This is a genomic window from Flavobacterium sp. xlx-214, assembly GCF_013874595.1.
GTDB lineage: Bacteria > Bacteroidota > Bacteroidia > Flavobacteriales > Flavobacteriaceae > Flavobacterium.
The window spans coordinates 2,419,329-2,434,365 of sequence record NZ_CP059431.1 but is presented as its reverse complement, the minus strand read 5'-3'; the positions used below and the strand labels follow the sequence as shown (position 1 = coordinate 2,434,365).

Genomic DNA, 15,037 nt, shown 5'->3' with positions numbered 1-15,037 from the left:
AGTAAAATACATTACTTTTACCAAAAATTTAAAAATAACTATTCTGTTTTTTATTAATAATTAAAAAAAAGTTTTTATGAAAAAAATAACTTTACCTTTAGTTGCAGCTTTATTAGCATTCACTAATATGAACGCTCAAGAAGGATTACCTTACAACAAATGGTCTGTAGACATTAATGGTGGTTTAACAAAACCTTCATCTCCAATGACACCAGGATATACAGGTGATACTTTCTTTGGTTTAGTACATGCTGATGCAGGTATTCGTTACATGTTCAACAACAAATTCGGTATTAAAGCTGATTTTGGTTATGACTACATGAAAAGTGGTGAAGATTCTAAATACTTCAGAACTACTCATTATAGAGCAAGTTTACAAGGGGTAGCAAACTTAGGACGCATCATGAACTTTGAAGAGTGGACTAAAACTTTTGGTTTATTAGCACATGGTGGTGCTGGATATTCTTGGATGCAGCCAGGAAAAGATGGTATTACAACAATGTTAGATTATGATAAAGACCAAATGGGTCATGTATTATTAGGTTTAACAGGTCAAGTGAAATTAGGTAACCGTGTTGCTTTAAATGCGGATTTTACAATGGTTAACACTATTCGTCAAGATGTTACTTTTGATGGAGCTTCTAAAATAGATGCTAATGACAGAGGTTTCAACGGAACTTTTTATAACGCTACTTTAGGTTTATCTTTCTACTTAGGTGGAAACGAGCAACATGCTGACTGGTACGCTAACGATGGTTTAACAAACCGTGTTGAAGCTTTAGAAAATCGTGTTACAGATATCGAGAACAAAATGGTTGATTCTGATAATGATGGTGTAGCTGATTATTTAGATTTAGAACCAAACACTCCAGCAGGAAATATGGTTGATACTAAAGGTCGTTCTATTGACTTAAACAAAAATGGTATTCCAGATTCTTACGAAGATTACTTCGATTCAAGATACGCTAAAAAAGGAGATACTTTCTCATCTGCTGATTCAAACACTGCAGCTGATTTAATCAACCAAGGTTATGTAGCAGTTTATTTTGATTTCGATAAATCAACTCCTAAAAATGCTGAAGCTACTAATTTCTTAGTTACTTATTTACGTTCAAACCCTAACGCTTCTGTAGAAGTTAATGGTTTTGCTGATTCAGTTGGTAATACTCAATACAACCAACGTTTATCTGAAAAACGTGCTAAAAATGTAGCTAAAATTTTAGAACAAGCTGGTATTTCTAGTTCAAGAATTAAAGTGGCTGCTAAAGGAGAGGATACTTCTTTTGATGGAGCTAACAAAACTACTTCTAAATTTGCTAGAAGAGTAACTTTCAAAGTAAACTAATTAAAAGTTTATAGATATTTAAAAAAGAGAGGTTTTATACCTCTCTTTTTTTATTTATATCTTTGTCAAAAATCAAAATACTATGAAATTTAAGGTTGTATCTGATTATGTTCCTATGGGAGACCAACCAACGGCTATAAAACAGCTATCGGATGGAGTTAAAAACGAAGAACGTTTTCAAACCTTGTTGGGTGTTACGGGTTCTGGTAAAACCTTTACGGTTGCAAATGTTATTCAAGAAGTTCAAAAACCTACTTTGGTTTTAGCACATAATAAAACATTAGCAGCACAATTATATTCTGAATTCAAACAGTTTTTTCCAGACAATGCTGTTGAATATTTTGTTTCGTACTATGACTATTATCAACCCGAAGCTTACTTACCTGTAACCGGTACCTATATTGAGAAAGATTTATCTATTAATGAGGATTTAGAAAAAATGCGTTTAAGCACTACCTCTTCACTCCTTTCTGGTCGCCGTGACGTTCTGGTTGTGGCTTCCGTTTCTTGTTTGTATGGTATTGGAAATCCGGTTGAGTTTCAAAAAAATGTTGTTACAATAGAGCAAGATCAGCAAATTTCAAGAACTAAGTTATTACAACAATTAGTTCAATCTTTATATTCTAGAACCGAAGCCGAATTTTCACACGGAACTTTCAGAATCAAAGGCGATACTGTAGAAATTTACCCTAGTTATGCTGATGATCCTTTCAGAGTACATTTTTTTGGTGATGAAATTGAGTCTATTGAATCGTTTGATATCAAAACCTCAAAAGTTATTGAGCGTTATCCTTTATTAAGTATATATCCTGCCAATATGTTTGTTACATCGCCCGATGTTTTGCAAAATGCAATTTGGGCAATTCAGCAAGATATGGTGAAACAAGTTGATTATTTCAAGGAAATTGGTAAACATCTTGAAGCAAAAAGATTAGAAGAACGTACCAATTTTGATTTAGAAATGATTCGAGAATTAGGTTATTGTTCAGGAATTGAAAATTATTCTAGGTATTTAGATGGTAGAGAACCTGGCACACGTCCTTTCTGTTTGTTAGATTATTTCCCTAAAGATTTTTTAATGGTTATTGATGAAAGTCACGTAACCGTATCGCAAGTACACGCCATGTACGGTGGTGATAGATCGCGTAAAGAAAATTTGGTTGAATATGGTTTTAGATTACCCGCTGCTATGGATAATCGACCTTTAAAGTTTGAAGAATTTGAGTTATTGCAAAATCAAGTGATTTATGTTTCTGCAACTCCGGCTGATTATGAATTACAAAAATCTGATGGTGTATATGTTGAGCAAGTAATTCGTCCAACATCATTATTAGATCCAATTATAGAAGTCAGACCAAGTACCAATCAAATTGATGATTTAGTAGAAGAAATTCATCAGCGAGTTGAATTAGACGAACGTGTTTTAGTTACAACACTTACCAAGCGAATGGCTGAAGAATTGGCTAAATATTTCACTAAAATTGGTATTCGTTGTCGATACATTCATTCAGATGTTGATACGCTTGAACGTATAGAGATTATGCAAGATCTTAGAAAAGGAATGTTTGATGTTTTAATTGGAGTGAATTTATTGCGTGAAGGATTGGATTTACCAGAAGTTTCTTTAGTTGCTATTTTAGATGCTGATAAAGAAGGTTTCTTAAGAAGTACGCGTTCTTTAACTCAAACTGTAGGTCGTGCGGCAAGAAATATCAACGGAAAAGCAATTATGTATGCCGATAAAATGACTGATAGTATGAAACGTACAATTGATGAAACAGCTTATCGCCGCAATAAACAAATGGATTTTAATAAAGCAAACGGTTTAAAACCAAAAGCTTTAAATAAGAAAATCGAAAAATCATTAGCAGATCAATTTAAAAGTTACAATCAAGAAGAAACTACTTATAAAGCTGTTGCAGAAGAGCAAGTTACCTATTATAATTCAAAAGACATCGATAAAGCAATCAAAGAAAAGCGCAAAGAAATGGAAAAAGCTGCTAAAAACTTAGATTTTATACAAGCAGCGCAACTTAGAGATGAAATAAAAGAATTAACTAACAAAAAGTCTAATATGTAAATATTTTTTATATTTTTAACCAAAATACTTACAAATGAAAAACTTAAAAAAACTCATGTACTTTTGCGCATTTTTTGCAACTGTAATGTTGCAAAGCTGTTTTTATCATGTTGATGACAGTCCGCAAAGATATTCCGGTTATGAACCTGTGTATTTATCTAGACAGCAATTAGAAAGCTCTATTAAAATGTCAGGCGTTCGTTCTATGACCAAAGCAGGAAAAATCTATGTAAAAGATTCTTACATTTTTATTACAGATGAAAATAAAGGATTTCACATTTATGACAACAGTAATCCTAATGCTCCTAAATTAACGGGCTTTTTAGAAGTTCCTGGAGCTACTGATATGGCTATTAAAAACAACACCATTTATATTAATCAAGCTGTAGATTTAGTTGCGGTTTCAATTAACAATAATAGCGTTACAGTTCAAAAACGCATACCAAACACATTTCCTCAAAAGATAAGCCCAGAAGGATGGTCTTACGGAAATTCGGATAATCAAATAATTGTAGATTGGATAAAACATTAATCATGAAAAAAGTACTAAAATATAGTTTGTTTGTAGCAACATGTTTGTTATTAACATTTTGTGATAGCGATAGTTCTGATACGGGATCACCAAATAGCGAAGGTGTTGGTCAAGGAGGTTCAATGGCAGTTTTCATCATCAAAGGAAATTATTTGTATACAGTTGATCATCAAGATTTACATGTTTTTCAAATATCAAACACAGCAAATCCAGTAAAAGTTAATAAAGTTACCATTGGTAGAAACATTGAAACCATTTATTCTTTCAACGATTTAATGTTCATGGGATCTAGAAATGGTATGTTTATTTATGATGTCTCCAATCCAGAATCTCCTAAATATTTGTCAGATGCGCAGCATTTTACAGCATGTGATCCTGTGGTTGCTAATGATCAATTTGCTTATGTAACTTTACATTCAAATACAAGTTGTGGTAATAATTTAAATACTTTAATGGTATATGATATTGCCAATGTTAAAAATCCTCAATTAATTCATCAAAGAAATTTAACATATCCAAGAGGATTAGCTATTTATGAAAACTATCTAATAGTTTGTGATGATGAGTTAAAGATATTTGATACCACAAACCCTGCTGAACCTGTTTTGGTAAAATCAGTGAATTATAAATTTAAAGACATTGTAATTTATAATAACATTTTGTATGCTTTTGGTGAACAAAAAGTGACACAGTTTAAATGGAACGCTGGTGATTTCTTAACATTAACAGCTATTAGCGATATAACTTACTAAGCTTTCTGTAAAGAAAGCTTTTTTCTTGTATCTTTGATAAAATTTTTGACATGACAAACAACGATATTTTTAAGAAGTTACGAGTTGCCCTACAATTACGTGACGATCAAATTGTAGAGATTTTAGAATTAGTTGATTTTAGAATTTCTAAAGGTGAAATTGGTAATTTTTTCAGAACTGAAGATCATCCAAAATTCGTTGAATGTCAAGATCAAATTCTTAGAAATTTTTTGAATGGTTTGGTTATTTTTTTAAGAGGAACCAAAGAAAATCCTAAAAATCCAAAAGAAGTTTTAGCAGGAGTTGCTGCAACAAAACAACCTTTAAATTCTGAAAAAAAGGATGGCGATAAACCTAAATCAAGTTTTAAACCTTCTTATAAATCTAATAATAAACCAGTAGCAAAGTCAACACCAAACAAGTCGAGTAAAGCTCCTAATAGAAGTACTACAACAACTAAAAGCACACCTACAAAGAAAGAGATTTTAGGTAATTTTAAATACAATAATGGGCAACCAAAAAAGAAAAACGATCAATAAGATCGTTTTTTTTATATTTACATTTAAGTAAACAGTTATATTATGAATAGTTACAAAAAAAAAATTCTTTTATTATCTATTTTAATATCTTTTAAAACAATAGCACAAAAACATAAAACAGATATTTTAGTTCCCTATTTTAAAAATAATAAATGGGGTCTTGTAACTGACTCAAAAACTGTAAAAATTCCTCCAAAGTATGATGCTCTGATTTATATTCACCCTTATTATTTGGCTCAAAAGGACAGTATTACAGATATTTTAGATATTAATGGAAAATCTATTGGGAAAAATTATCTATATGTTGGTGAAATTAAAAAAGATAAAAGTTATTTATTTATTGAAAATGCATCAATTCATGCTCAATCTAACATTTATGGTGAGAATAGTATAAATCAATACGACAGTTCTTTCTATTTGTATAAATTAGAAAACAATCAATTTACTAAACTTACAGATGCAACAAGCGATGCGTTATTAGCAAATATACGTAATGGTAGATTAATAACACCTAACTTTTTTTTTGTAACTAAAAATGGATTATCGGGTGTATATGATATCGTTAAAGAGCGTTATTTAATTGAACCTAAGTATAAAAACTTTCATGTACCAAAAGGCAATTATATTATAGCTTACAATGATGAAAAAAATATAGTAATTAAGCACCAAAACGGAACTACATTAGCTAAAAATGCTTCCTATCTTAATAAAAATATTATTGAAATTTTAGACAATGGATATTGCATTATAACTCCTGAAGATCAAAATCCTAAAAAAACAGTACATCATAAATTAGATTTGGTGTCACCCGAAGGGAAAACCGTAATTAAAAATGGATTAAATATGAGGGTTTTAACTGATATTGGTATGATTATATGCCAAAATGAGACTACTCTTAAAGAATATGAACGTCTATATAATTATTATGATTTAAAAGGAAATTTATTGCTAACGGATGTAAGCGAACATAAAATGTCATCTCCCAATTTATTAGGAATTTTTGGTAAAGAATATGATAAATTAAATGGTTTATATAATTACAAAACCCGTAAAATGGTTTGGGAAAATAGTTTTACTGAAAAGGAAAAAGTAAGATTAGTGCATCATTTTGATTTTGGTTTTTCTCAGATTGAAGTTGATACTACATTTTTTTTTATTAATGATCAAGGAACTAATGTAATGAGTATAGGTGGTTATAATAGAAGCTATAATTTATACAATAGAGCAAAAACTATAAAAATATCGCCGCCATATAATCCCGAAGATCCTTTTAAATATAAATATTTAACAGCTTTACGAACCTCTGAAAAGAAACCATTTGTTATTTACGATGAAAATTATAAAAAAGCAGAAAATATTCAAGAATTTTTAGGAAATTCAGATCAAAATATTTATGCTTTCAAAGAATTTGATAAATGGAAATTAGCTGATTTTGATGGATTAGTATTATCTGATAAATATGATTCAATTACATATACAAAAACTGATCATAATTTTCGATTGTATAAAAACGGGCAATCACAAATATATTTAAGAAAAGCTAAAAAATTAATTCCAGTCTTTGATTATGATGATGCTATTGGTTATGAACATCATAATTACTACCTTGGAATAAAATATCTTGAAAAATTAAAACGTGGAGACGATTACAGAAGTTACAAATATTTAAAATGTCAAGTTGATTTAATTGATACCAAAGGAAATATAATTTATTCTTTTAACAATGATCCTGATATTAGTATAAGTTATGCGTTAACTGCAACAAATCAAATTGTTGAATATCCAGAAGATAATAAATATTTCCACTTTCGCATTCACAACACAAAAACAAAAGAAATAAAAACAATGAAAGAACGTATTTTATCTTTTGAAAATTATAAAGATATGCCTGTACTTGTTAATTTGGCAAGCGATAATATTGTTGATGATCATAAAAGAGGCTTATGGAACATTAATAAATATGAATGGATACGTACATTAACAAAAGAAAACATAAGCTATCAATCACAAGAAATTGATTTTTACAATGAAAAAGAAAGGTTAAATACACTTTCTTTAATAGAGGTAAAAGATAATCCTGATTACAAGCCTGATATTTTTTTAAGAGAAAAAAGTAGAAGAATAAATACTATTATTGGTTATATAAATATAGATGGTACCTTTTATACAGAATAAAAATAATAGCTAAATACTTAAAAAGCCAAAATCTAATTAGATTCTGGCTTTTTTTGGTTGTTATCGTTATTAGTTTCTTCTCTGCGTTTTTCTTGAAACTTTAAAAAATCTACTCCGTAATCATCATCAGGCACATCATTAGAGTTTTTGTTGTCTTTATTCTTTTTATTCTTTGCATCGCGATCTGCTTTTACTAAAATTCGTTTCAACAACTCTTTAAAGGTATTAAAATCGACTTCATATGTTAAACCAACTCCTTGTGTATATCCAATTCCTTCGCCAATATAATTGATATCATTTTCGCGATTAAAAACACGTGCACGTAAACTTCCGTCGTCATTTAACAATAATTGTACTTCAACATCGCCTACAATCACGTTTTCTTCACGCCCACCAACTGGAACTCCAATTTTACTGTTTACCAAAATACGATCGTTAATTTGAGTAGATAAAGTAACCCCAACACGAGCAGCATCAGCATTCTCTTTCAACGGATTACGCTCACCTTGAGAATAATTTAAACCTACTCTAAATTTACCTTCAGAATCTGAAAATAAATCATCAAACAAACTACTAGCACGTTCAAATAAACTACCATAAACTGCATTACCAGCATTACTACCTGCGGTAATAAAACCACCTGTTGCAAGTAGCGCCATAGCCTGCGTTTCGCGGGTATCTTTATCGGCTAGTTTATAATCGATTTCTGATTTGATACTAGAACTAATATTTGGAAAATCAATTAAGAAATCAATTTCTGGGCTGCTTAAATTACCCTGTAAAACAATGGCAACTTCTGTATCAACTTTACGGTTAATTTCAGAGCTTTCAATGATAAGTCCCGGATTTGCTTGGGTTTTGTAAACTGCTTGTAAATCTAAAATAGCATTTAAAGGCTCGCCATCCCAACGAATGGTTCCATATTTTACAACATCTAGCTTTTTATCGATTAACCCGCCGTATTTAAAGTTATATTCACCATTATACACCATAAAATCTCCCCACATATTAAAACGACCTAAAGTGTTAATTTCCATAGTAATAAAACCTGCTCCACTACCCTTCATACCGTGCCCAGAAGCGCGATCTAACAGAATTTCAATCTCGGCATCGGGCGTAATATAAAACTCAAAATTCAACTGAACACCTCCAAAACGATTACTTGATAATGGAGTTTCAATACCTTTTAAACGATTCGCTTTTTCTTCAGGTGATAAAAAGTGAACAAAATTATTATCGCCCAATCCACCAGCATCGTCCAACGGAATTTTAATTTTAGTACCTTTTTTAGAAGAAGCCACAATACCAACTACCAAACTTTCTACAGGACCTTTTATAGTTGCAGAACCATCAATAAAAGCAACACCATAATAAGGTGTACCTTCCTTATACTCACTATCTAAAGCTAAGAGATTTTTAGAAGATAATTTAGCATCAATGCTCCAATTTTTCAGTTTTTTATGTGAAATGGTTCCGTTTAAAATACCTTTGGTTTTGTATTTAGAATCGGTAATGTTTACATTTCTTAAAATAAATTGCTCTTCTGTAATATCTAAAGGAGCGTTTTCATCAAAAAGATAATCAACACCAGTAAAAACAGGTCGCATACCAGCATTGGTTAGGTATAATTTCCCTTCGATATCAGGATTATTATGTGTACCCGAAATGGTTGCTCTACCTGAAGCATCTCCCCTTACATCAGACATAATTGACTTTAAAAAAGGAGCAATTGCTTTTAAATTAAACTTATTAAAACCAGCATCTAAATTAAGCTTACTTTGCCCTTTTGCAACAGCAATGTTACCATTCATGTAAAAACTTTCGGTAAAATCATTCACAATGTTTGATTTAACATTAAAGTTTTGCAAAGCTTCATCTCCTTCTACCTCAAAATTAAACAGACCTAGAAGTACATCATTAACTTCTAAATTTTCGATATTAATTTTAGATTTAGGCTTAAAAACTTTGTCTTCTTGAACAAATGAAATGTTACCATTTATAAGTCCGCCAAAGGTTAAATTGGTTAAATCGGGTGTAATTTTATCGAGTTCTACGTTTTGAAAATCGATATTTAAATTCTTATAATCAGGTCCATTCATACTACCATTTAATGTAACAAACTGCTCATTATGCGATAGCGAAATATCTTCGATAGTAAAATTGTTTATTTTTTTATTAAAAACAATTCTATTCTTAAGGTTATTAAACTCATTTAGATACCAAATGGATTCTTTAAATTGAATTTCGGACTTTTGAATACCAACAATTGATTTATTTTCTTCGTTTATGGTATGATAAAAATTTAAATTGTATTTATCATTTGCATCGGTACCTCCTTTAAAATTGGTATCTACATATAAAGTATCATTTCGTTTAGTGTTGTTCAAAACAAAATCATACATTTTATACATTTTTAAATCGATTGTATCGATAGAAATGAATGCATTTTGATCTTCTCTTAAACTATTGATATCAATTTGCAGGTTGCTTACTTTTTTGTCATCGTACTTTACAAAAGGCGTATTCATGTTCAAAACAAACTCACCAGTATCGGCAGTAATTCTTCCAGAAACAGCAGTATCATCGGCTATTTCTAATTTAGGAACAAACAAATCGACTATTTTATTTTGGAAATGTAAATCGTACTCAATAAACTGATTAGGTCCTAAATTAATGGGCGAATAATTTTTATACAAACTACCTAATGTATTTTCTACAATAGCTTGCACTTGATTATACTTGAAGTTTCCGCGTACAAAACCATTTACAATATCATTTGATTGTATGGTTACTTTGCGAATATTATTAGGTTCAAACTCTGATTGAAGAAACAAATAATCAAAGTCATATGTTTTTTGCGTATTGGTATAACTAGCGTTTTGAGCGAGCAACGTTCCTTCAAACTCATCTAAGTTTTTACCCGTTCCTACCAACTCAAACTGACCTTTAAAACTACCAATAGAATCTTTTACAATATGCAATGCATTCATGTTTAAATGTGCAATATCTGATTTAAAATCTACGGCAACTTTATCTGTAGACAAATCTAAAGTACCATCAAAATTTAAAAGCGCATTAGGATCGTTACTTACCAATTTTCCTGTGTAAGCTGGTAGTTTTAAATTTCCATCAATGCTAATATCCTTGTAAGTATAGGTGTTAAAAGTAAAAGATTGCACCTCACTTTTAATGATTGTATTGAAAAACTCTGGATCAAAACTTTTACCATCAACAGAAGCGGCTAAAGTAGCGGTACCAATTTTATCATTTTCAATTAAACCGCCAATATCAAAATTATCTAAAGCTACATCGCCTTTGTAAGTTGCATTTTGCTTTTGATTTACATTCCATAATTCAACATCAGCTCTTGCAAAACCTAAATTAGTTACCGCTTCTACATCTACATCAACATAAAAATCTTGATACGCAACGTTTCCTATTAAATTTATGGTTCCTAATTTCTCTAATTGGGTAGGCAATGCTTTTCCTAAAACATTAGGTAATAGTGCCACTGCATTTGATCGATTGATATTTAATCGATCTAAATTTGCATCAATTCTAAACGGATTTTTCTTTACAAAAAGGTTTTTAAGTGCAAAATTTCCTATGATTTCAGATCCAAATTTGTCTGATAATTGTGTGTTTGTAAGTTGAAAATCATTTAAAGTACCTTTTGCTTTTGTGGTTAAATACAAAACATTATTGGCACCAAATTCTTTATAAAACAATTTTAAATCGTTTGTAGCGATTTTTGATTTATTGAAATCAACATTTAAGTTAACTTTTTCGGTAAAATATTTTAAATCACCCTCGGCATAACGCATTTCAACATTTCCTTGGATAGAAGTTTCATTTGTTTTAACTATAAACGGCTTTAAATCCATTGATTTTTTTGTCATGCTAAAAGATGTTGTTAAATCTTTCACATGAATTCCGCTTTTATCTTTAAAACTTAAATTGCTAATATCGGCATTAATGTTAGGTCCTTTAACCAATAAATTGTTTAAAGTTCCGTTCATTTCTTTAAAGTTTATTGGATTGTTTCCTGTGTTATCATCCGTAATTTTAAACCTACCATTGGTTAATTCTAAATGATTAATTTTCATTAAGAACTTACCACTACCCGGTTTGCCATCATCAAATGCAGCAATAAATTTATCTAAATTGGTTAACGAATCGCCTTTGTACTTACGAATAAAAAAATCAACATCATCAATTTCTGTATCTCCAAAAAGTAAATGTCCTTCAGTTAATTGTTTAAAATCGCTAATATTGGTGTACAATTTTTTAATAAGCGCCAAATCATTGTTTCTATCATCCAAAACATGTACTTGTTTCATTAAAACATTACCATTTAATTGAATAGCAACCTGACCTATTGAAGTACGAATGTTAAACTTTTCATTAATTTTTTCGGTAGCATAATGCGCTAGTTCTGTTTGAACAATAGGTGTGGTTATAATTACGGCAACCAATATAAAAAGCAAGGCTAGCCCTAGCAATAATCCAAACAGTATTTTAAAAAGTTTTTTGATAGTCTAATTTGTTTTAAATTTGCATACGAAACAAGTAACAAAAGTAGTAATTTATGTAATTATATTACAGTAAATATTACACTTTTAGCTACCGAATTGATAAAATTTAATGCAACAAGGAACGTATATTTTGGCCATTGAAAGCTCGTGCGATGATACGGGGGCTGCTGTACTATATAACGAAAAAGTATTGAGTAATGTTGTGGCAAAACAAGAAATTCACGAATTATATGGTGGTGTAATACCTGAATTGGCTTCACGTGCACATCAGCAAAACATAGTTCCGGTTATTGATGTTGCTTTACAAAAAGCAGGTATTTCAAAAAATGATTTAGCGGCAATTGCTTTTACACAAGGACCTGGATTAATGGGTTCGTTACTTGTAGGGGGCTCTTTTGCAAAATCGTTGAGTATGGCATTAGATATTCCGTTAATTGCGGTTAACCATATGCATGCGCATATTTTAGCGCATTTTATTGATGAAGAAGGGTTTGACAAACCTACCTTTCCGTTTTTAGCAATGACTATTAGTGGCGGTCATACTCAAATAGTTAAGGTAAACTCGTTCACCGAAATGGAAATTTTAGGAGAAACTACAGACGATGCTGTTGGAGAGGCGTATGATAAAACCGCTAAAATTTTAGGATTTCCTTATCCTGGAGGTCCTTTAATTGATAAACACGCGCAAAACGGAAACCCAAAAGCATTTACGTTTACAAAACCAAAAGTGGATGGTTTAAATTTTAGCTTTTCTGGTTTAAAGACGCAAATTTTGTACTTTATTCAAAAAGAAGTTCAGAAAAACCCTAATTTTATTGAAGAAAATATTGATGACATTTGCGCTTCGGTTCAAAACATCATCATTAAAATTTTAATGGATAAAGTTAAATTAGCGGTAGAGCAAACAGGAATTACTCAAATCGCAATTGGTGGCGGTGTTTCTGCAAACTCTGGAATTCGCAAAGCACTAAAGGAAACAGAAACAAAATACGGTTGGAAAACGTTTATTCCTAAATTTGAATACACTACAGATAATGCTGCTATGATTGGTATTGTTGGCTATCATAAATACCGTTTAGGTATGTTTAGTGATGACGATGTGGTTTCTAAAGCTCGATTAGATTTTTAATATGCAATTATTTTACGCTCCAGATATAGATTCTCAATCAAATGAGTTTATTTTTGATAAAGAAGAAAGCAAACATATAGTTAAAGTTTTACGTAAAACAGAAGGTTCTATACTACACATTACCAACGGAAAAGGATTTTTATTTACTTCTGAAATTATTTTAGCATCCGAAAAAAAATGCGTTGTAAAAATCACCAACATCCATCAAGAAAAAGAACGTTCTTTTAAAATTCATATGGTGGTTGCTCCAACAAAAATGAACGATCGTTACGAATGGTTTTTAGAAAAAGCAGCGGAAATTGGCGTAGATGAAATAACTCCTATTATATGTGATCATTCTGAAAGAAAAGTTATTAAAACGGAACGCTTTGATAAAATTTTAATCAGCGCTATGAAACAATCCAATCAATTTTATTTACCTGTTTTAAACGACCCCATTAAACTTTCTGAATTTTTAAATAAAGAAATTTCAGGTCAAAAGTTTATTGCACATTGCGAAGAAACATCTAAAAAAGAACTAAAAGAGCAAGTAAACTTACAAGATCATTACACGCTTTTAATTGGCCCGGAAGGTGATTTTTCATCAAACGAAATTGAGAAAGCTTTGCAAAAAGGGTATTTACCAGCTGCGTTAGGAAACACCCGTTTAAGAACCGAAACAGCAGCTATTGTTGGTTGCCATACCTTTGTACTTTTAAACAATTAGTTATGTTTTTACCCATTGATTTAAAACACTTTATAAGCAATAATCTAAACAAAAACATTAAGGATTTAGCGTTTCAAAAAAATCCTTTTGAAGCGTATGATTGGAAGTGGATTTTAAATCAAATTCAAGCAAAACAAAAAGCCGAGAAAAAATTACCTACGTGGTTTAATAATGATGACATTGTTTTTCCAAGTACCTTATCTATTGAACAAACATCATCCGAACCTTTAGCAGAATATAAATCGACTTTAATTTCTGGAGAAAATATCATTGATTTAACCGGAGGTTTTGGTATTGATTGTTTTTATTTCAGTCAAAATTTTAAAGATGTAACGCATTGTGAATTTCAAGAAGATTTATCAGCCATTGTACAACACAATTTTAAGGTTTTAGGAAAAGATAACATCAAAACTGTTAGTGGTGATAGTATTGCATATTTAGAAAAAACTACTGAAACTTTTGATTGGATTTACATAGATCCTGCAAGAAGAGACGATACAAAATCAAAAGTATTTTTACTGGCAGATTGCACCCCAAATGTTGTTGCTTTACAAGACTTACTTTTCTCTAAATCAAACAATATTTTGATAAAAGTAGCACCATTACTAGATATTTCGTCTATTTTAAACGAATTAAGCAATGTAAAGTACATTTACGCTATAAGTTTACAAAACGAGGTAAAAGAGTTGTTAATTGTTTTAGAAAAAGGTTTTAATAACCTTCCGAAGTTAATTGCCAGCAACATATCAACCAACGGAAAACTAATAACTAAGGATTTTGTTTTTGAAGACGATGCTTTTTGTACGTTAAGTTTGCCTCAAAAATATATATACGAACCTTTTAGTAGTTTTTTAAAAATAGGTGTTTATAATAGTTTGGCTAATGAATATCAAGTGAGTAAACTACACAAACACTCTCATTTATACACTTCTGAAGCGCTTGTTAATTTTCCTGGAAGGCAATTTGAAATTGAAAAAGTAATACCTTACAACAAAAAGGAAATGAAGCAGTTAGAAGGTACAAAATGCAATATTACTACTCGAAATTTCTCTATGAAAGTAGAAGAAATTCGTAAAAAACATAAAATAAAAGAAGGTGGTGAAACCTACGTTTTTTTTACAACTGATTTAAACGACGAGAAAATTGTAATCATCTCTAAAAAAATAAAGACCGATTGAAAAATCGGTCTTTATTATAATATTTGTTATTTACGTAAAGTTTGTCATGCTTAAAATATCTTTTAG

Annotated in this window: 10 protein-coding genes; 9 read left to right on the top strand and 1 reads right to left on the bottom strand. The window is 30.5% G+C overall.

The window, feature by feature from the left end; translation table 11 throughout:
- Nucleotides 1–76 precede the first annotated feature (76 nt).
- From H1R17_RS11380 to H1R17_RS11355, 6 genes are all read left to right on the top strand, one after another.
- On the top strand, nt 77–1,345 hold the full coding sequence (locus H1R17_RS11380; RefSeq protein ID WP_163431212.1) for an OmpA family protein: 1,269 nt from the start codon (nt 77–79) through the stop codon (nt 1,343–1,345).
- 82 nt (nt 1,346–1,427) lie between these two features.
- A complete protein-coding gene (gene uvrB, locus H1R17_RS11375; protein WP_163431211.1) occupies nt 1,428–3,425 on the top strand; it encodes an excinuclease ABC subunit UvrB in 1,998 nt (665 codons plus the stop codon).
- A gap of 34 nt (nt 3,426–3,459) precedes the next feature.
- Nucleotides 3,460–3,957, top strand: a complete 498-nt coding sequence (locus H1R17_RS11370) for a hypothetical protein (RefSeq protein WP_163431210.1) — start codon at nt 3,460–3,462, stop codon at nt 3,955–3,957.
- 2 nt (nt 3,958–3,959) lie between these two features.
- A complete protein-coding gene (locus H1R17_RS11365) occupies nt 3,960–4,709 on the top strand; it encodes an LVIVD repeat-containing protein (protein WP_163431209.1) in 750 nt (249 codons plus the stop codon).
- Nucleotides 4,710–4,759: 50 nt separating this feature from the next.
- Nucleotides 4,760–5,248, top strand: a complete 489-nt coding sequence (locus H1R17_RS11360) for a DUF1456 family protein (RefSeq protein WP_163431208.1) — start codon at nt 4,760–4,762, stop codon at nt 5,246–5,248.
- A gap of 42 nt (nt 5,249–5,290) precedes the next feature.
- On the top strand, nt 5,291–7,423 hold the full coding sequence (locus tag H1R17_RS11355) for a hypothetical protein (protein ID WP_163431207.1): 2,133 nt from the start codon (nt 5,291–5,293) through the stop codon (nt 7,421–7,423).
- A 32-nt stretch (nt 7,424–7,455) separates the two neighbouring features.
- On the opposite strand, the gene H1R17_RS11350 is transcribed toward H1R17_RS11355, so the two are convergent.
- Nucleotides 7,456–11,925 (bottom strand): translocation/assembly module TamB domain-containing protein, encoded by a 4,470-nt coding sequence (locus H1R17_RS11350; protein ID WP_163431206.1) that lies wholly within the window; start codon nt 11,923–11,925, stop codon nt 7,456–7,458.
- Between the two features lie 142 nt (nt 11,926–12,067).
- Here H1R17_RS11350 and tsaD point away from each other — a divergent pair, with 142 nt between their 5' ends.
- The 3 genes from tsaD to H1R17_RS11335 are packed head-to-tail and all read left to right on the top strand — an operon-like array spanning nt 12,068 to nt 14,971.
- Nucleotides 12,068–13,087, top strand: a complete 1,020-nt coding sequence (gene tsaD / locus H1R17_RS11345) for a tRNA (adenosine(37)-N6)-threonylcarbamoyltransferase complex transferase subunit TsaD (RefSeq protein ID WP_163431205.1) — start codon at nt 12,068–12,070, stop codon at nt 13,085–13,087.
- Nucleotide 13,088: 1 nt separating this feature from the next.
- Nucleotides 13,089–13,793: a 16S rRNA (uracil(1498)-N(3))-methyltransferase gene (locus H1R17_RS11340; RefSeq protein WP_163431204.1), complete on the top strand. Its 705-nt coding sequence runs from the start codon at nt 13,089–13,091 to the stop codon at nt 13,791–13,793.
- Between the two features lie 2 nt (nt 13,794–13,795).
- Nucleotides 13,796–14,971, top strand: a complete 1,176-nt coding sequence (locus tag H1R17_RS11335; RefSeq protein WP_163431203.1) for a class I SAM-dependent methyltransferase — start codon at nt 13,796–13,798, stop codon at nt 14,969–14,971.
- The last annotated feature ends 66 nt before the right edge of the window (nt 14,972–15,037 follow it).

Bases quoted from the DNA above. Each gene is read 5' to 3' on its own strand.
- H1R17_RS11380 (WP_163431212.1), top strand. From the start codon at position 77: ATGAAAAAAATAACTTTACCTTTAGTTGCAGCTTTATTAGCATTCACT.
- uvrB (WP_163431211.1), top strand. From the start codon at position 1,428: ATGAAATTTAAGGTTGTATCTGATTATGTTCCTATGGGAGACCAACCA.
- H1R17_RS11370 (WP_163431210.1), top strand. From the start codon at position 3,460: ATGAAAAACTTAAAAAAACTCATGTACTTTTGCGCATTTTTTGCAACT.
- H1R17_RS11365 (WP_163431209.1), top strand. From the start codon at position 3,960: ATGAAAAAAGTACTAAAATATAGTTTGTTTGTAGCAACATGTTTGTTA.
- H1R17_RS11360 (WP_163431208.1), top strand. From the start codon at position 4,760: ATGACAAACAACGATATTTTTAAGAAGTTACGAGTTGCCCTACAATTA.
- H1R17_RS11355 (WP_163431207.1), top strand. From the start codon at position 5,291: ATGAATAGTTACAAAAAAAAAATTCTTTTATTATCTATTTTAATATCT.
- tsaD (WP_163431205.1), top strand. From the start codon at position 12,068: ATGCAACAAGGAACGTATATTTTGGCCATTGAAAGCTCGTGCGATGAT.
- H1R17_RS11340 (WP_163431204.1), top strand. From the start codon at position 13,089: ATGCAATTATTTTACGCTCCAGATATAGATTCTCAATCAAATGAGTTT.
- H1R17_RS11335 (WP_163431203.1), top strand. From the start codon at position 13,796: ATGTTTTTACCCATTGATTTAAAACACTTTATAAGCAATAATCTAAAC.